The 15,979-nt window shown below is 68.8% G+C and carries 15 protein-coding genes, 1 tRNA gene and 1 pseudogene; 4 read left to right on the forward strand and 13 right to left on the reverse strand.

From position 1 onward, the window contains the following. The first annotated feature begins 86 nt into the window (after positions 1-86). Positions 87-1,397 (forward strand): NupC/NupG family nucleoside CNT transporter, encoded by a 1,311-nt coding sequence (locus ACTIGJ_RS12455; protein WP_439640642.1) that lies wholly within the window; start codon positions 87-89, stop codon positions 1,395-1,397. 37 nt (positions 1,398-1,434) lie between these two features. Here the strand turns inward: ACTIGJ_RS12455 and ACTIGJ_RS12460 are convergent, their stop codons facing one another. The 8 genes and pseudogenes from ACTIGJ_RS12460 to ACTIGJ_RS12495 form a co-directional block, all read right to left on the reverse strand. Further along, entirely contained in the window at positions 1,435-4,011 is a 2,577-nt protein-coding gene (locus ACTIGJ_RS12460) for a DUF1329 domain-containing protein (protein ID WP_439640643.1), read from the reverse strand. Between the two features lie 20 nt (positions 4,012-4,031). After that, positions 4,032-5,204, reverse strand: a pseudogene (locus ACTIGJ_RS12465) (cation:proton antiporter domain-containing protein); the annotation flags it as partial. Between the two features lie 44 nt (positions 5,205-5,248). Next, positions 5,249-6,031 carry an energy transducer TonB gene (locus ACTIGJ_RS12470; RefSeq protein WP_439640644.1) on the reverse strand — a complete coding sequence of 261 codons (783 nt, stop codon included), beginning with the start codon at positions 6,029-6,031 and terminating at the stop codon, positions 5,249-5,251. 1 nt (position 6,032) lies between these two features. Next, on the reverse strand, positions 6,033-6,446 hold the full coding sequence (locus tag ACTIGJ_RS12475) for an ExbD/TolR family protein (RefSeq protein WP_439640645.1): 414 nt from the start codon (positions 6,444-6,446) through the stop codon (positions 6,033-6,035). A gap of 10 nt (positions 6,447-6,456) precedes the next feature. Then, entirely contained in the window at positions 6,457-6,996 is a 540-nt protein-coding gene (locus tag ACTIGJ_RS12480; protein WP_439640646.1) for a MotA/TolQ/ExbB proton channel family protein, read from the reverse strand. Further along, entirely contained in the window at positions 6,993-8,351 is a 1,359-nt protein-coding gene (locus tag ACTIGJ_RS12485; RefSeq protein ID WP_439640647.1) for a MotA/TolQ/ExbB proton channel family protein, read from the reverse strand. Before ACTIGJ_RS12485 ends, ACTIGJ_RS12480 begins: the two co-directional genes overlap by 4 nt. Next, a complete protein-coding gene (locus tag ACTIGJ_RS12490; protein WP_439640648.1) occupies positions 8,348-9,145 on the reverse strand; it encodes a DUF3450 domain-containing protein in 798 nt (265 codons plus the stop codon). The genes ACTIGJ_RS12485 and ACTIGJ_RS12490 overlap by 4 nt, the downstream gene beginning before the upstream one ends. Before the next feature lie 4 nt (positions 9,146-9,149). Further along, positions 9,150-9,932 (reverse strand): SDR family oxidoreductase, encoded by a 783-nt coding sequence (locus ACTIGJ_RS12495; RefSeq protein WP_439640649.1) that lies wholly within the window; start codon positions 9,930-9,932, stop codon positions 9,150-9,152. Positions 9,933-10,034: 102 nt separating this feature from the next. Here ACTIGJ_RS12495 and ACTIGJ_RS12500 point away from each other — a divergent pair, with 102 nt between their 5' ends. Together ACTIGJ_RS12500 and ACTIGJ_RS12505 are read left to right on the forward strand one after the other, a co-directional pair. After that, positions 10,035-10,409, forward strand: coding sequence for a rhodanese-like domain-containing protein (locus ACTIGJ_RS12500; RefSeq protein ID WP_439640650.1), 375 nt, complete (start codon positions 10,035-10,037; stop codon positions 10,407-10,409). Between the two features lie 101 nt (positions 10,410-10,510). Beyond that, positions 10,511-10,587, forward strand: a tRNA-Met gene (locus ACTIGJ_RS12505). Between the two features lie 83 nt (positions 10,588-10,670). Here the strand turns inward: ACTIGJ_RS12505 and ACTIGJ_RS12510 are convergent. Genes ACTIGJ_RS12510 through ACTIGJ_RS12530 form a run of 5 tightly spaced genes read right to left on the reverse strand, consistent with a single transcriptional unit; the run spans position 10,671 to position 15,064 of the window. Next, positions 10,671-10,949 carry a hypothetical protein gene (locus ACTIGJ_RS12510; RefSeq protein ID WP_439640651.1) on the reverse strand — a complete coding sequence of 93 codons (279 nt, stop codon included), beginning with the start codon at positions 10,947-10,949 and terminating at the stop codon, positions 10,671-10,673. Beyond that, positions 10,940-12,772, reverse strand: a complete 1,833-nt coding sequence (gene feoB, locus ACTIGJ_RS12515; protein ID WP_439640652.1) for a ferrous iron transport protein B — start codon at positions 12,770-12,772, stop codon at positions 10,940-10,942. The genes ACTIGJ_RS12510 and feoB overlap by 10 nt, the downstream gene beginning before the upstream one ends. Next, a complete protein-coding gene (locus ACTIGJ_RS12520) occupies positions 12,769-13,014 on the reverse strand; it encodes a FeoA family protein (protein WP_439640653.1) in 246 nt (81 codons plus the stop codon). The genes feoB and ACTIGJ_RS12520 overlap by 4 nt, the downstream gene beginning before the upstream one ends. Positions 13,015-13,055: 41 nt before the next feature. After that, positions 13,056-14,303, reverse strand: a complete 1,248-nt coding sequence (locus ACTIGJ_RS12525) for a Coenzyme F420 hydrogenase/dehydrogenase, beta subunit C-terminal domain (RefSeq protein WP_439640654.1) — start codon at positions 14,301-14,303, stop codon at positions 13,056-13,058. Then, positions 14,300-15,064, reverse strand: coding sequence for a competence/damage-inducible protein A (locus ACTIGJ_RS12530; RefSeq protein ID WP_439640655.1), 765 nt, complete (start codon positions 15,062-15,064; stop codon positions 14,300-14,302). Before ACTIGJ_RS12530 ends, ACTIGJ_RS12525 begins: the two co-directional genes overlap by 4 nt. 323 nt (positions 15,065-15,387) lie before the next feature. Here ACTIGJ_RS12530 and ACTIGJ_RS12535 point away from each other — a divergent pair, with 323 nt between their 5' ends. Continuing rightward, complete coding sequence (locus ACTIGJ_RS12535; RefSeq protein WP_439640656.1) at positions 15,388-15,945, forward strand: DJ-1 family glyoxalase III; 558 nt, start codon at positions 15,388-15,390, stop codon at positions 15,943-15,945. Positions 15,946-15,979: the final 34 nt, after the last annotated feature.

Raw genomic sequence — 15,979 nt, forward strand, 5'->3', positions numbered from 1 at the left:
CCACCGGCGCCGGGCAAGCCGATCTGGTCCGCTTCGTGCGGACTGCAAGCGACACGACAGACGACGGTTCGAGGAGACGCAGGTTCATGCTGGATACGCTGGCGCAGATCGGATTCGGGCTGTTCGGACTGGCGATGCTGCTGTCGATCGCGCTGCTGTGCTCCAACAACCGCCGGGCGATCGACCGCCGGCTGGTCGCCACCGGCGTGCTGCTGCAGATCGGCTTCGCGACGTTCGTGCTGAAGGTGCCGCTGGGCCGCGACATCTTCGACACCCTGGCCGGCGGCTTCGTGGCGCTGCTCGGCTATGGCCGGGTCGGCACCGAGTTCATCTTCGGCAGCCTGATCAACTCCAAGGAACTGGGCTTCATCTTCGCTGTGCAAGTGCTGCCGACGATCGTCTTCTTCGCCTCGCTGACCGGCGTGCTGTACCACCTGGGCGTGATGCAGAAGATCGTCCAGGTGATGGCCTGGGCGATCACCCGGGTCATGAAGGTGTCGGGTGCTGAAACCACCTCGGTCTGCGCCAGCGTCTTCGTCGGCCAGACCGAAGCGCCGCTGACCATCAAGCCGTACATCGAGCGGATGACCGAGTCCGAGCTGATGACGGTGATGATCGGCGGCATGGCGCACATCGCCGGCTCGGTGATGGCGGCCTACATCGGCCTGCTCGGCGGCGGCGATCCGGCGGCCTCGGCGTTCTACGCCAAGCACCTGCTGGCGGCCAGCGTGATGGCGGCACCGGCGACCATCCTGATCGCCAAGATCCTGCGGCCGGAAGTCGGCGAGCCGCTGACCCGGGGCGAGGTGCGGGTGCCGGTGGAGCGCGACACCGCCAACATCATCGACGCCGCCGCCGCCGGTGCCGGCGAAGGCCTGAAGCTGGCGATGAACGTCGGCGCGATGCTGCTGGCCTTCGTCGCGCTGATCGCGCTGATCAATGCGCCGATCTCCGCGCTCGGCCATTTCGAGGTCGGTGCGGGCACCACGGTCAACCGCTGGCTCAGCGACCTCGCCGGCCACGACGTTCAGTTGAGCCTGCAGATGCTGCTCGGCTACCTGCTGGCGCCGGTGGCCTGGCTGATCGGCGTGCCCTGGCAGGACGCCACGCTGATCGGCAGCTTCATCGGCCAGAAGATCGTCATCAACGAGTTCGTCGCCTACGTCGAGCTGTCCAAGCACCTCGGCAGCCTGCTGCCGGAAAGCCGGGTGATCGCGACCTACGCGCTGTGCGGCTTCGCCAATTTTTCGTCGATCGCCATCCAGATCGGCGGCATCGGCGGGCTGGCGCCGTCGCGGCGTGCCGATCTGGCCCGGCTCGGCCTGCTGGCGGTGCTCGGCGGCACACTGGCCACACTGATGACCGCCACCATCGCCGGCGTGCTGTCGCAGTTCTGAACCTGGCCGGCGGACCGTCGAGCGGAGCCGGCCGAGATCAGCGGCTGTACTTGTTCTTGACCGCTGCCGGCAGGAACTCCTGATCGCTCATCGGCAGGCCGTACTGGATCGCCGGCGATTCCGAGAACAGCCGCTCGGCGAAGTAGCTGCCGGCCTTCAGGTCGTAGGTCAGGCCCGGCACCGCAAACGCCGCCTGCACGTCGTACAGCGGCAGCAGATGGCCTTCCTGGAAGCGCCACAGCGCGCCGGACGGATCGTGGTTCTCGACCAGCACGACGTTCCAGCTGTCCTCGTCGACGTAGAACACGCGCTTGCCGAAGCTGTGCTTGTTGCCCGGCCGCAGGCTGGCCTCGACCACCCAGACGCGGTGCAGCTCGTAGCGGGTGCCGGCCTGGTTGAAGTGGCCGCGGGTCAGCAGGTCCTTGTTCTTGTAGCGGCCGTCGCTGAGCCGGTAGCTGTTGTACGGGATGTACAGCTCGCGCTTGCCGGTGAGCTTCCAGACGTAGCGGTCGAACAGGCCGTTGTACATGTCGACCATGTCGATGAACTGGATCGCGTCGGTCTCCGGATACGGCTGGTCGTAACCGATCGGCGGCACCCGGAACATCTTGCCGGCGTTGACCAGCAGCACCCAGATGCCACGCGCCCGCTGCAGCGAGTTGGCGGTTTCGTGGAACAGCGCGACAAACTCCGGCCGCTGGCCCGGCCGGGCGACGCTGAAGGTGCCGTAGGCGATCATGTTTTCCCGCTCGACATCGCCCGGATCGCGCAGGTTGCCGTAGCGGAACAGCACCCGGAACACGGCATTGCCGGGCGAGCGGATCGCGCCGTCCGGCGCCACCACGGCCTGCTGGTACTGCAGCTGCGCGCTGTCGCCGCGATAGCGCACGCGGTGGTTCCACAGCACTTCCACGCCGGTCTTCGGCTGCGGGAACGGGAAACCCAGCTTCGCGCCCTCCAGCGAATCGGCGGCCGGCGCCTTGGCCCGGCCGTTATTGGCCCGGGTGGCGTCGAGGATCGCCTGCGGGAAAGCCACCGAACGCCGGGTTTCGTAGACCGGCATCGTGTAGTCCGGATAGCGGGCAAACAGCGCGCGATGCCCGTCCGACAGCCGGCTGGCGTACTGCGCCAGGTTGGCGGCGGTGATGGTGAACTTCGGCCGGTCGCCGGGGAACGGATCGGCCAGCTTCTGGCCGGGCTGGTAGCCGGCCGGCCACTGCGAACGGGTCAGGCCGCCGGTGTACGGCGGAATGCTGCCGTCACGATTGCCGCCCTGTTCGGCGCCGACGGCGGTCAACCCGCCGCTGCCGACCGACACCCCCGGCTCGACGGCCTCCGGTGTCGCCGGCATTGCGGCGTCGGCCACCGTCACCGGGCCTTCAAGCAGGCCGGTCGCCAGCTGCGGGCCCTCGTCCTGCGGGCGATCCCGGCGCTGGGCCAGCGCGGCGATCGCCTGCTCGCGGGCGCGGCCGGAGTCGAGGTACTTCACCCACTGCTCGGCGAGCTTGCGGCTGGCTGGGTACTGCGTGGCGCTGCGGAACGCGCTCGCTGCAGCATCGACGTCAGCCTGCTGGTACAGCGCGACGCCGAGCGTCATGTAGGCCGGCCCGGTCTTCGCGCCGAGCGCGATCGCCTGCCGCAGCGCCTCGCTCGCCTTCGGATACGCCTCGCGATCCAGATGCAGCTGGCCGAGCTGCAGGTACAGCTCGGGCGCGGCGGCGGCGCGGATCGCGTCCTCCAGCGCCGGGATCGCCAGCGTCGCCTCGCGCGCCGCCACCCACAGTGCCGCCAGCGAACGCAGGTTGGCGGCGGATTTCGGCAGCTTGCCGGCCTCCAGCCAGCCCTTCAGCAGCGAGCCGGCGGCGTACGGCGCGCCGATCTGGGCGGTCAGGCCGACCAGCTGCAGCCGCTGTTCCTCGGTGCTGATGTAGCCGAGCCGGCTGGCCACTTCCATCGCCGCCTGCGCGCGGCTGCTGTCGCCGGCCTTCAGGTACAGCGCCGACAGCCGGAACCAGTCGTCCTTCGCGCTCGGCTGGTCGCGGACCACGGTTTCCAGCACCTTGGCCGCCTCGCCTTCCTGGCCGGCGCCGACGTAGGCCGCATACAGCGCCCGCCGCCACGACAGGTCCGGCTGCGGCCTGGCGGCGACACCCTTGGCCAGCGGGCCGACCGCATCGCGATAGCGCTTCTGCTGCAGATAGGCGGCGCCGAGCGCCACCATCTGCTCCGGCGGCAGCGGCTTGCCGGCCTTCCAGGCCGGTTCCAGGCCCTTGATGACGCTGGCCGGATCACCCTTGCCGACCCGCAGCCGGCCGAGCGTTGCCCGCATCTCGTCGGCCGCCGGCCCGGACAGCGCGCCGGTGGCGATCGCCTGCTCCAGGTAGCGGGCGGCGGCGTCGAGATCCTTGCGGTTCGCGGCCTGCCCGGCCAGCTCGCGGAGCAGCAGCGCACGGGCATACGGATCGGTGGTGTTGCCGAGCTGGGTCGCCAGATCCTGCGTCGCCGGCTTGCCGCCACCGCCGTCCGGGATGCGCGCCTCGCTCTTGTACTGGTCGGCCGCCAGCGGGGCCGCCAGCAGCCCGGCCAGCAGCGCGACCGGCAAGACTGCCCGCATCAGCGGAAGCGGACCGTGAAGCGCAACACCATCGGATTGACCGCGATGGAAATCAGCGCACCGGCCACCGCCAGCGCCTGCGCCTGTGGCGGCAGCAGGTTCAGGGTCAGGCCGAGTCCGATCAGGATGAAGCTGAATTCGCCGATCTGGGCCAGTGCGGCCGACACGTTCAGCGCCGTGCCGTTGGACCAGCCGAGCAGCCGCACGATCACGTAGGCGGCCAGCGACTTGCCGATCACGATCACCGCGACCACGGCCAGCACCGACAGCGGCGAGCTGATCAGGATCATCGGATCGAACAGCATGCCGACCGACACGAAGAACAGCGCCGCGAAGCTGTCCTGGAACGGCCGCAATTCATCGGCCGCGCGATGGCTCAGGTCGGACTCGTTGACGACGATGCCGGCGAAGAAGGCGCCCAGCGCAAAGCTGACGCCGAAGGCCTCGGCCGACAGGAAGGCCACCCCGAGCGACAGCGTCACCGCCGCCAACGTGAACAGCTCGCGCGAGCCGCTCTTCTGCACCTGCGCCAGCAGCCACGGGAACAACCGGCGGCCGACCACCAGCATCAGCGTCACGAACAGCGCGATCATCGCCAGGGTCAGGCCCAGCGAGCGCAGCAACGCGTTCAGATCCAGCGCCTCGCCTCGGAGCGGGCCGGCCAGCGCCGGCAGCATCACCAGCGCCAGCACCATCACCAGGTCCTCGACGATCAGCCAGCCGACGGCGATCTGGCCGTCTTCCGAATGCAGCATCCCGCGTGCTTCCAGCGCCCGCAGCAGCACCACGGTGCTGGCCACCGACAGCGCCAGCCCGAACACCAGCCCGGCGCCGAGCGACCAGCCCCAGTATTCGGCGAGGCCCATGCCCATCACGGTGGCGACCGCGATCTGGGCGATGGCGCCAGGAATGGCGATGCCCTTGACCCGCATCAGGTCGCGGATCGAGAAATGCAGGCCGACACCGAACATCAGCAGGATCACGCCGATCTCGGCGAGCTGCGGCGCGAGGCTGGCATCGACGATCAGCCCGGGCGTGAACGGGCCGACCGCGACGCCGGCCATCAGGTAGCCGAGCAGCGGCGGCAGGCCGATGCGGAAGGCGATGAAGCCGCCGACGAAGGCGAAGCCGAGGCCGATCGCCAGGGTCTCGATCAGCGCCACGTCGTGAGCGTCGGTCGAGGCGAATGCCAGGGTCGGCAGCAGCAGCAGGCTGGTCAGCAGTGTTCGGATCATGGTCAGCGGTAGTTGTAGGCACAGTCGGCGGGGTCCATCTCGACCCGCTGCTTCACTTCGGCAGGCGTCTTTCCTTTTGGATAGATCCAGTTGCCGACGCTTTCAATGGCCGCACCTTCATAAACGCCGCGCGGCTCGGCATCGACGATGCGGACATTCTCGACCTGGCCGCCCGGTGTCACCACGAACACCACCTCGACCCAGCCGCGAATCTTCTTCTTGCAGGCCCAGTCCGGCATCTGCGGACGGGCGGTGGACAGCGGCACCAGCTCGCGGCCCTTGAAACCGCCATCGCCCCGGCCGCCACCTCCGCCGCCACCACCACCGTTGCCGGAGCCGTTGCCGCCGCCGGCAAAGCCGCCGAACACGCCGCTGCTGCCGAGCCCGGCGCCGATGCCGAGATCCGCGCTGCCGATGCCGACGGCGGCGACATTGACCTCCGGCACCGAGATCGGGATCGACGAGGTCGGGATGTTCGGCAGGCTGGCGCGGGCCAGCGACGGTGGCGAATCCGGCGGCGGTGGCGGCGCCAGCTCCGGCAGGCGCGCCGCAGCCTCATCGGCTTCCGGCGGCTTCTGCTGCTCCGCCTTGACGATCTGCGAGACCGGCAGGCTGTCGTCGCCCGGCGGGCCCTCGAGATGCGGCGAATCGATCATCCAGCGCATCACCACCACCATCAGCAGCACCAGCAGCGCCGCCAGCGGTATCAGCAGCAGCCAGCGCCACGGCCGCCGCCCGACATCGACGGGTAGCGGTGCGATCGCGGAAGGAGCGACCGTCGCCATCTCAGGGCGCTGCTGCCGGCGTGGCTGAAATCGCAACGTCCGGTGCACCGGCCAGCCGCGCCTGATCCATGGCCTCGACCACCAGCCCGGCGCGGGCGTCGCGATCAGCCTGGATCACCACCGGCGATTTCGGCTTCTGGGCGCGCAGCCGCTCGATCGTGGCGCGCAGCAGGCGGATGTCGACCCGGCCGCGGTCGACGAAGATGTCGCCGCTGGCGGAAATGCCGACGAAGATCGCCGAGTTGTCGAGCTTCACCGCTGTCTGCGCGTTCGGGCGGTTGATCTTGAGCCCGGACTCCGACACGAAGGCGGCGCTGATGATGAAAAAGATCAGCAGGTTCAGGAAGAAATCCAGCATCGGCGCGAGGTCGATGTGGGTGTCCTCGCGGACCTGGGAATGGCGGCGGACTTTCATGGCCGGGCGCTCATTCGGTCACGAAGCGATCGGGCAGCCGGTCCGACTCCCAGCGCACGCGCGCGGCCAGCCGCACCGAGAAGAACAGCCCGAGCAGGCTGACGACGAGGCCGGCCAGGGTCGCCACCATCGCGTGCGACACGCCATAGGCCATCGCCCGGACATCGGCCTGGCCGGCGGCGGTCATCGCGTCGAACACTTCGAGCATCCCGGCCACGGTGCCGAGCAGGCCCAGCAGCGGCGCCAGCGGCACCATCACCTTGATCAGCGGCATGGTTGCCGACATGCCGACCTTCAGCTCCGACAGCAGCTGCTCGCGGATGCGCTGCGCGGTCCACGAGCGGCGATCGCCACGCGACGACCACTCGGCCTTCTTCTCCGCCAGCCGCTGCGGGTGAATGCGCTTCAGGTACCAGTAGCGCTCCAGGATCAGCGTCCACATCGCCAGCGCTGCCACCAGGATCACCTGCACGACCCAGCCGCCGAGGCGCAGGAAATCCTCCCAGGAATCGCGCGGCAGCTCGAAGGCGATGTGCAGCAGCTCGTTCACGGCGCACCGCCCTCGCCGATCCGCGCTTCAAGCCGGCGCGCCAGCAGGCCGGCGGCCTGTTCGTCCAGGATCTGCACCAGCACCCGCGAACGCGCGCCAAGCACGCTGTTGATGAACAGGATCGGGATCGCGATCATCAGGCCGAGCACGGTGGCGATCATTGCCTGCGAAATGCCGCCAGCCATCACCTTGGGATCGCCGGCGCCGACTTCGGTGATCACCTGGAAGGTGATGATCATGCCGGTGACGGTGCCGACCAGCCCGAGCAGCGGTCCTGCCGCCACCACCATGCTGAGGAAACTCTGGAAGCGCTCGATGCGCGGCAGTTCCCGCAGCACCGCTTCGGAGACGCGGGTTTCCAGCACTTCCGGATCGTGCGCGCGGCCGTCGTCCTTCAGGCAGGCCAGCACCCGGCCCAGCGGATTGTCCGGTTGCGGCGCATCGATGGCCTTGAGCTGGCGGCTCATCCGGCCGCCGACGATCGCCAGATACCAGAGCTGGTACAGCGCCAGGCCGACGCCGACCAGGCCAAGCAGGATGATCACGTAGCCGACTTCGCCGCCCTGGTGGATGCGCTCGAGGATGTCGGGCCGCAGGGCCGCCAGCCGGAACAGGTTGCCACGCGTCGGGTCGACCGCCACCGGCAGCCATTCGCCTGCCGCAGCTTCCGCGAAGGCTTCGGCAGGGCCGCGCGGCTGCTCGCTGCGCTGCGGCGTGATCAGGCCGCCGCCGGGCTGCGCGACCAGATAGTCGCCGCCGGCAATCGCCCCGAACGCGCCGATGCGGGTCACGGTCTGCGGCGTCGTGGTGCCGTCGGCCGCTGCAACCGGCGCCTGGAAGCGCACCACCTTGCCGTTCTCACCCAGCTCCTGCTGCAGCAGGAACCAGAAATCCTCCAGTTGCTGGTTGCTCGGCAGCCGGGCCGGATCGGCCAGCTGGTCGAGTACCTTCAGCCGCTCCGGGAACTGCGCGGTGACATAGGAATCGGCCGCTGCCGCGCGGAACTGGGTGGCCGCCTCGCGCACCGCCGCGTAGACCTGACCAAGGTCGCCGCTCTGCGCCGACAGCTGCGCCTTGAACTCGCTGATCGCCTTCTGGTTGGCTTCGTAGCGGCCGCGCACGGCGGCCGCCTTCGCTTCGGCGGCGCGCAGTTCAGCCTCCGCCTGCGCCAGCTGCGCCTGCTGTTCGGCCTTGTTGCGCAGGAAGCGCGCTTCACGCTCGGCGTTGATCTTCGCGTTCTGCGCGCTCGATTCGCGGATCGATTTCAGAAGCTCGTCGATGCCGGCCGCCTGCTGCGCCTGCGCGTTCGCCGCGACCAGCAGCAGCGCCGCAGCCAGCCAGGACCGCGCGCTCACTTGGCCACCGCCTTCGCTGCAGTGGCCGTCGGCGTCGGCACCGGCAAGGTCACCACCAGCGGTGCCGCCGTTTCGCGGGCGATGCGCAGTGCCTCGCGAATCTCGCCGCGATGCTGCTCGGCCAGCGGCAGCCAGGCCTTCTTCGGCGCATCCCAGGCCAGCGCCTCGCGACCATCGAGCGTCATCGCGTACATCGCGGTGCGGCCCATGCGCAGCACGTCGACCAGCTTGCGCGCGCCATCGACGTCCAGCTCCATGCGCTCGGCGCCGAACACGCGGCCATAGTCGGCCTCGATGCGATAGGCCTCGACGACGCGCCGGTACTTCTCGCCCTGGGTCACCGCCGGATCGGTCATCAGCCGCTTCAGGCCGGCGATGCGCTCCTTGCGCTCGGCGACCAGGAACGGCAGGTCGAGCGCGATGAACTTGTCGAGGCTGTCGATCATCTTCAGCAGCAGCGGCGTCAGGTCACGTGTGTTGGTGGCCAGCTCGCGGGCCTGAGCGGCCAGCGCGGCGCGTTCGGCATCCTGGGTGGCCAGCAGCGGCTCGACCTGTTCGGCATAGACCTTCAGCTGCTGCGATTGCCAGATCGCCGCGCGGTAGCGTTCCAGCAGGCTGCGCGTCTGGTCATCAAGCGCATCGATGCGCGCCTGCGCAGCCTTCGCCGCATTGTTGGCCTGCACGGTGGCATCGACCGCCGGCGAACCGCCGCCCTGCGCCAGCAGCGACGACGCGGTCAGCAGGGCGGCTGTCAGCAGCGCGGCGGTCGGGATGAAGATCGGGAGGCGTGTCATCGTGCTAGTAGCCGGTGACCAGCTTGGTCGAGAACCGATTGACCATCGCCGGCAGCAACTTGTTCGACCAGGCCAGCAACTTCGTCTGCAGGCCCGGATACCAGTGGGTGCGCGGCCACAGCCGCCATTGCGACGCCGACCAGACCATCGCCGCGATGTCGTCGGCCTTCAGGTTGATGCCGAGCCGGCCGACGCTGGCCGGCGGCGCTGCCACGTTGTGCACCATCGGCGTGGCGACGAACAGGGGCAGCAGGTCCATCACCCGGATGCCGTGCTGTGCCCATTCGATGCTCAGCGCCTCGGTCAGTCCCTTGACCGCGAACTTGGTCGCGCCGTAAGTCGCGAACGCTGGCGTGCCGTTGATCGCCGAGGCCGAGGCCATGTTGATCAGCGCGCTGCGCCGCGTCTGCTTCAGGTACGGGAAAGCCGCGTGCGCGCCGTTGATCACGCCCTTGAGATTGACGTCGACCAGCGCGTGGTGACGGGCCAGCGACATCTCGGCGAAGTCACCCGTGTGCAGGATGCCGGCGTTGTTGAACATCACGTCGAGCCGGCCGGTCTTGGCCCAGAAGCGGGTCAGCGCGGCTTCCAGCGCGGCGGCATCGGTGACATCGAGGCTTTCGGCGATCGCGAACTCTGGCCCAAACTTCTGCCGAAGGCCCTCGCAGGCGCTGCCGGCCAGGTCGTACAGGCCCACGAACCAGCCTTTCGCCGCATACAGCTCGGCGGTGGCGCGGCCAATGCCCGCAGCGGCACCGGTAATGAAGATTGCGGGTCGGTCGATCATTCAGGCTCGCACTTTGATGGTCATTTCCAGCGGCTTCATTGGCCGCCTCGCACTGCAGCGGTAATCTAACCCGCCCCTCGCCGAAATGTCCGAAACCCGCTCATGGCCGCCCAGCACCCACCCGCCTTCCTCGCCCTGGTCGACGACGCCAAGACCCGCATCCGCGAAGTCCACGCCCGCGATCTGGCCGCCACGCTCGCCGCCCATCCCGACGCGAAGCTGGTCGATGTCCGTGAAGAAAGCGAATACGCCGCCGGCCACGTCGCCGGCGCGCAGTGGATCGGCAAGGGTGTGATCGAACGCGACATCGAAGCGCTGTATCCGGACAAGGCCACGCCGCTTTACTTGTACTGCGGCGGCGGCTTCCGCTCGGCGCTGGCCGCCGACAACCTGCAGAAGATGGGCTACACGCAGGTGGTGTCGGTCGACGGCGGCTGGCGCACGCTGAAGGATGTGATGCCGACCGCCTCGAAATAGGTCTTCCGGGAAAATTCGCGATCGCCACGCAAAAAAGCGCGAAAAGCTGTCGAAATGCGTTGTCGCGCTCCGACGAACCCCCTACAATCCGCGCCTCGCGTGGCTAGGTAGCTCAGATGGTTAGAGCGCGGCACTCATAATGCTGAGGTCGGCGGTTCGATCCCGCCTCTAGCCACCACCTGATAAAAAAGCCCCGTCCGGAGCATTTCCGGACGGGGCTTTTGTTTGGACGACGCAGCCGGCCGTTGTCAGCGCTTCGGGTCAGCGCTTCGGCGCTTTCGGCTGGAAGCTGATCGGGACTTCGTCTGCCGTGCGGCGGGTCGGTGCGCTGCTGCCGCAGTTTTTGCAGCTGCCGCAGCCGCTGTTGCAATCGGTTGTGGCGGCCGGTGGCGGCGCGAGTCCGAAGATGGCGCGCAGTCGGGTGAGGCCGCGACGGCTGAACCCGGGGAACAGCTGGAACAGCGCACGCAGCGCGAATGCCAGCACGATCAGGCCGACCGCCAGCGATTCGGCCGTCATGCCGGTGGCGCTCAGGTCCATGCGCTGGCGATCCGGAACGTCAGGAACGAGGCGCCGTAGGCCAGCGCGAACAGGTAGACGGTGGCGATGCCGACGATCTTCCAGGAACGCGTTTCGCGGCGGATCACGGCGAGCGTCGACACGCACTGCGGGGCGAACACGTACCAGACGATCAGGCTGAGCGCAGTAGCCAGCGACCATTGAGCCGCGATCAGCGGCAACAGCTGGCCGGCGGCTTCGTCGCCGGTGGCGGCGACGGCGTAGACCGTAGCCAGCGAACTCACCGCCACTTCGCGCGCCGCCAGTCCGGGAATCAGCGCGATGCAGATCTGCCAGTTGAAGCCGATCGGCGCGAACACGGCTTCCATCGCGCGGCCGATGCGGCCGGCATAGCTGTAGTCGATCGCCGGGCCGGCGAAATCAGCCGGCGCAGCGGGGAACGTCGACAGGAACCACAGCAGCACAGTCAGGGTCAGGATGATGCCGCCGACCCGCTTGAGGAACACGCTGGCGCGCTCCCAGAGACCGATCAGCACGTCGGTGACGTGCGGCACGCGATACGACGGCAGTTCCAGCAGCAGCGCGTGCTCGGTGCTGTCGCGGCGGATCAGCTTCATCGCATAGGCCACGACCAGGGCCGAGACGATGCCGGCGACATACAGCCCGAACAGCACCAGGCCCTGCAGGTTGAACAGGCCGGCGACTGTCGCCTTCGGGATGAACGCGCCGATCAGCAGCGCGTAGACCGGCAGCCGCGCCGAGCAGGTCATCAACGGGGCGACGAGGATGGTCGCCAGCCGGTCGCGCGGGTCCTGGATGGTCCGCGCGGCCATGATGCCCGGCACCGCGCAGGCGAAGCTCGACAGCAGTGGAATGAACGAGCGGCCGGTCAGCCCGGCGCCGACCATCAGGCGATCGAGCAGGAAAGCCGCACGCGGCAGATAGCCGGATTCCTCGAGCACCAGGATGAACAGGAACAGCAGCAGGATCTGCGGCAGGAACACCACGACGCTGCCGGTGCCGACCAGCATGCCGTCGACCAGCAGGCTGCGCAGCGTGTTGTCCGGCAGCATGGCCTTGAGCTGGTCGGCCAGCGCGCTGACGCCGGCGTCGATGCCGTCCTGCAACGGCGCGGACCACGAGAAGACAGCCTGGAAGATCAGGAACATCACCACGGCCAGCAGGGCCAGACCGAACACCGGATGCAGGGCCCAGCGGTCGATGGCGTCGTCGATCTCGCCGGTCGGGCGCGGCACCTGCACGGCCACCGCCAGCAGCCGACGAACCTCGGCGTGCAGGTCGGCCGGCGCGCCGCTGGGCGCGAGCGGCGGCAACTCGCTGTCGATGCGTGCCATCAGTGCGGCAGCACCATCGGCCCGAACGGCGATCGTTTCGATGACCGGCACCCCAAGCTCGGCTTCCAGCCGGACCCGGTCGACGACAATGCCGCGCTTTTCGGCGGCATCGCACATGTTCAGCGCCAGGATCATCGGCAGCCCGAGCGCGCGCACTTCGAGCACGAAGCGCAGATGCAGGCGCAGGTTGGTGGCATCGGCCACGCAGACCAGCAGATCAGGCCGCGCTTCGCCGGCCATGCGGCCGAGGCAGACGTCGCGGGTGATCGCCTCGTCCGGGCTGGTCGCAGCCAGAGAATAGGCGCCCGGCAGGTCGAGCAGCTGGACCTGCCGGCCGGACGGCGTGCGAATGACGCCGGCCTTGCGCTCGACGGTGACGCCGGCGTAGTTCGCCACCTTCTGGCGGCTGCCGGTCAGCCGGTTGAACAGCGCGGTCTTGCCGCAGTTCGGATTGCCGACCAGCGCCACCTGCGAGGCCAGCGCGCTCATGCGGCCTGCCTCACGAACACGCGCGCGGCCTCGGCACGGCGCAGCGCAAACCGCGTGTAGCCGATCTGCACGACCAGCGGATCGCCGCCCAACGGCCCGCGCGCCACCAGCCGCACCGGTTCGCCGGCCACGAAGCCGAGATCGCGCAGCCGTTCGGCGATCGGATCAGGCGCGCTGGCGTCCTCGACACGTTCGACGACGGCATCGATCCGCAGCGGCAAATCCCGAAGGCGTTGTTCCACGACCTGGCACGTTAATGAGAATGGTTCGCAAGCATACGCGATCAGCCTGCGTTCGGCTCTGCCGGTTCCCGAGGCTTGCCGGCTTCGCCTTCCGCCGGCTTCAGTCCATACGCGGCAACCATCGCCCAGACGTGCTTCGGGATCATCGATTTCATCCGTCGCGGCTGTTCGCGACGTAGATGAATGACCGTTTCCACCGCCTTCATCTCGACCCGGGCGCGCGCGAATTCGAGGCCGCGCGGGCCGACCCTCGGCATCAGCCAGCCTACCAATGGCTTCAGCCACGCCGGCATCCGGCGCAGCGGCAGGCCACCGGCGGCACGTTCGGTATTGGCCAGAAAGCCCTTCACCGGTCCGGCCCGCTTGCCGTGGCTACCCGGTGCCGACAGCCGTACTTCGTCGCCCAGCAGCGCCAGCAGCTCTGCGCCGCGCGCGTTGCGCACCAGCAACCACTGCTCGCCCTCGCCGCCCATGTAGCCGACCGTGATGTCGGCCAGCACGTTGGTGTAGTCCACGCAGGTCCGGCAGGTCAGCGGGAAGAAATCGCGCGGCAGCTTCGAGATCGGCAGCTGCAGGAACGGAATGGTCTGCTGACGGCCGTCGTCGAAGCGCAGTTCGACGTGATAGTCGGCGCGGAATTCCAGATAGCGGATGGTGTCCGGCCGGTCCGACAGCAGGTCCAGAAAGGTGTGGAAGCTCTCGGTGGTGGTGTTGTCCGAACACGGCGTGCCGATCACGTACAGCTTGTCGAAGCCGAGTTCGGCTTCCAACGCACGCAGCGCATAGACCTGACAGGGAATACCGATCACCGCCAGACGCCGATGGCCAGCCGCACGCGCCGGTTCCAGCAGCGCCAGCAGCGGCGCATAGCCCATGCGCATGCCACGGCAGGCGGCCAGATCGGCGGCTTTCGTGACCAGCACCGGCACCGGCCGCCAGCGGTCGTTCGGATCGGCGGTCATCGTCAGCACGGCATCGACGGCGCCGGCTTCCAGCAGCCGTTCGGCGATCCGCGTCGTGATGCCGGTCCACTGGGCGTCGGGACGGGGGGCGCGCAGCGCAGCGCGGTGCATCTGCTCGAACGGCCCGAAGAAGGTTTCGTCCGGCCGCGCCGGATCACGGCTGCGGCCATGTACCTGGGCTTCGAGGCGCGGGTAATCCGGCTTGATGAACTGGCAGGCGCGGCCACAGCGACTGGCGTCGGCGGTCCGCGAGATGCCGCAGTCGGTGCACAGGTCGCGCGGCACCGCCGGACGCGCCAGCGCGGCCGCCACCCGGGAATCGTTCACGGGCGGCTCAGATCCTCGATGCGAATGTCGCCACGCGCCAGCAGGCGTTCGCGGAACCAGCGGGTGGCGGCTTCGGCCTCGGCGCGCGGGCCCTTGATGCCGAACTCGATGTGCCGTTCACGCTCGGCGTTGCCGCGAAACGGCAGGCTGGCCAGCTTGATCGGCGGATAGGCGTTGAGCGTGGCTTCCATCAGGTCGATCAGGTCGCCCTCGCCGCCCGAGCCGTAGGCGCGGAACGTGAATTCCACCGGCGGCTCGGCGTTGTGCAGGCCGCCCAGTCGGACATCGAGCACCCATTCCAGCATCGGCCAGGCCATTTCCGGAAAACCGGGCACGAAGTAGCAGTTGCCGACGTAGAAGCCGGCGATGTTGTTGACCGGATTCGGGATCAGGCCGGCGCCGAGCGGGAAATCCGCCATCAGCACGCGATTCGGCCAGGCCTTGTCGCCGTACTGCTTTTCGATGATCGCCAGCGCTTCGGGATGACGGGCGATCGGCACATCGAAGGCGCGGGCCGCCGCCTGCCGGGTGCGGTCGTCGGGCGTGCCGCCGATGCCACCGCACGACAGCAGCACATGGCCACGATGCTGGGCGCTGCGGATCACCTCGGCGATCTGGCCTTCGTCGTCGCCAGCGAAATGGGCCCATTCCAGACTCATGCCGCGGACGTTGAGCAGCTCGATGACTTTCGGAAGATGCTTGTCCGGTCGCTTCCCGGACAGCAACTCGTCGCCCACGATCATCAGACCTACCGATGACATGCCTCGCTCCTTCAGTTCTTGTTCGTTGAATGATCGACGCTGCGGGCCTCGGTCCTCACCGATGGCCGCCGGGCATCCGTCGTAGCAGGCCCGCCGGGCAGCGTCGTCGGCGCGTAGTCTTACCGATCAACACGCCTAGCGCGATAGCCACCCGACGCGCCGTTCGCCCGGCAGCCGCCGCCGCTGCAGACCGGTCGTCGGCGATCGTGTCGAACGGCGTCGCCACGGCGGCGCTGTGACCGAAGTCGCCTTTCGCGGCGCCAGCCGCACCCTGGCCCGATGCTTGCCGCTAGGCTCTGCGCTGTCCTCATTCGGAAGTTCCCATGTCCTCGCAAGCCCCGGTGCTGGTGCCAGTTGCCCACGGCTCGGAAAGTCTGGAGACGATCACTGTCGTCAACCTGCTGCGGCGCGCCGAGCTGGCGGTGACGATGGCCTCGATCGAAGCCACGATGCTGATCGACGGCACTCGCGGCATCCGCTTCATGGCCGATGCGCGGCTGGCCGAACTGCCGGCTGCGCCGTGGTCGATGCTGGTGCTGCCCGGCGGCGCGGCCGGGGCCGACGCGCTGGGCCGGCATCCACCGCTGGTGGCGATGCTTACCGCCCGCCGCGATGCCGGCTTGCCGATCGCCGCGATCTGCGCCGCACCGGCGCGGGTGCTGGCCGCCAACGGCCTGCTCGAAGGCCGCCGGGCGACCGGCTACCCGTCGTTCCGCGCCGAGCTGCCGATCCCCGTCGATGCAGCCGTGGTCCGCGACGGCCCGTTCACCACCAGCCAGGGGCCCGGCACGGCGATCGCGTTCGCGCTGGACCTGATCGAGCAACTGTGCGGCCGCAGCCGTCGCGACGATGTCGCGGCCGGCCTGCTGGTGACGCCGTGAACGTTCACTTGCGTCCGCTACCCTTGCATGACTC

Source organism: Nevskia sp. (assembly GCF_051860985.1).
GTDB lineage: Bacteria > Pseudomonadota > Gammaproteobacteria > Nevskiales > Nevskiaceae > Nevskia.

What these genes read in the sequence shown, in the direction of transcription:
- ACTIGJ_RS12470 (WP_439640644.1), bottom strand. Translation starts at nt 6,031, where the DNA reads ATGGCGACGGTCGCTCCTTCCGCGATCGCACCGCTACCCGTCGATGTC.
- ACTIGJ_RS12495 (WP_439640649.1), bottom strand. Translation starts at nt 9,932, where the DNA reads ATGATCGACCGACCCGCAATCTTCATTACCGGTGCCGCTGCGGGCATT.
- ACTIGJ_RS12490 (WP_439640648.1), bottom strand. Translation starts at nt 9,145, where the DNA reads ATGACACGCCTCCCGATCTTCATCCCGACCGCCGCGCTGCTGACAGCC.
- ACTIGJ_RS12455 (WP_439640642.1), top strand. Translation starts at nt 87, where the DNA reads ATGCTGGATACGCTGGCGCAGATCGGATTCGGGCTGTTCGGACTGGCG.
- ACTIGJ_RS12460 (WP_439640643.1), bottom strand. Translation starts at nt 4,011, where the DNA reads ATGCGGGCAGTCTTGCCGGTCGCGCTGCTGGCCGGGCTGCTGGCGGCC.
- feoB (WP_439640652.1), bottom strand. Translation starts at nt 12,772, where the DNA reads ATGAGCGCGCTGGCCTCGCAGGTGGCGCTGGTCGGCAATCCGAACTGC.
- ACTIGJ_RS12530 (WP_439640655.1), bottom strand. Translation starts at nt 15,064, where the DNA reads ATGTCATCGGTAGGTCTGATGATCGTGGGCGACGAGTTGCTGTCCGGG.
- ACTIGJ_RS12535 (WP_439640656.1), top strand. Translation starts at nt 15,388, where the DNA reads ATGTCCTCGCAAGCCCCGGTGCTGGTGCCAGTTGCCCACGGCTCGGAA.
- ACTIGJ_RS12510 (WP_439640651.1), bottom strand. Translation starts at nt 10,949, where the DNA reads ATGGACCTGAGCGCCACCGGCATGACGGCCGAATCGCTGGCGGTCGGC.
- ACTIGJ_RS12500 (WP_439640650.1), top strand. Translation starts at nt 10,035, where the DNA reads ATGGCCGCCCAGCACCCACCCGCCTTCCTCGCCCTGGTCGACGACGCC.
- ACTIGJ_RS12475 (WP_439640645.1), bottom strand. Translation starts at nt 6,446, where the DNA reads ATGAAAGTCCGCCGCCATTCCCAGGTCCGCGAGGACACCCACATCGAC.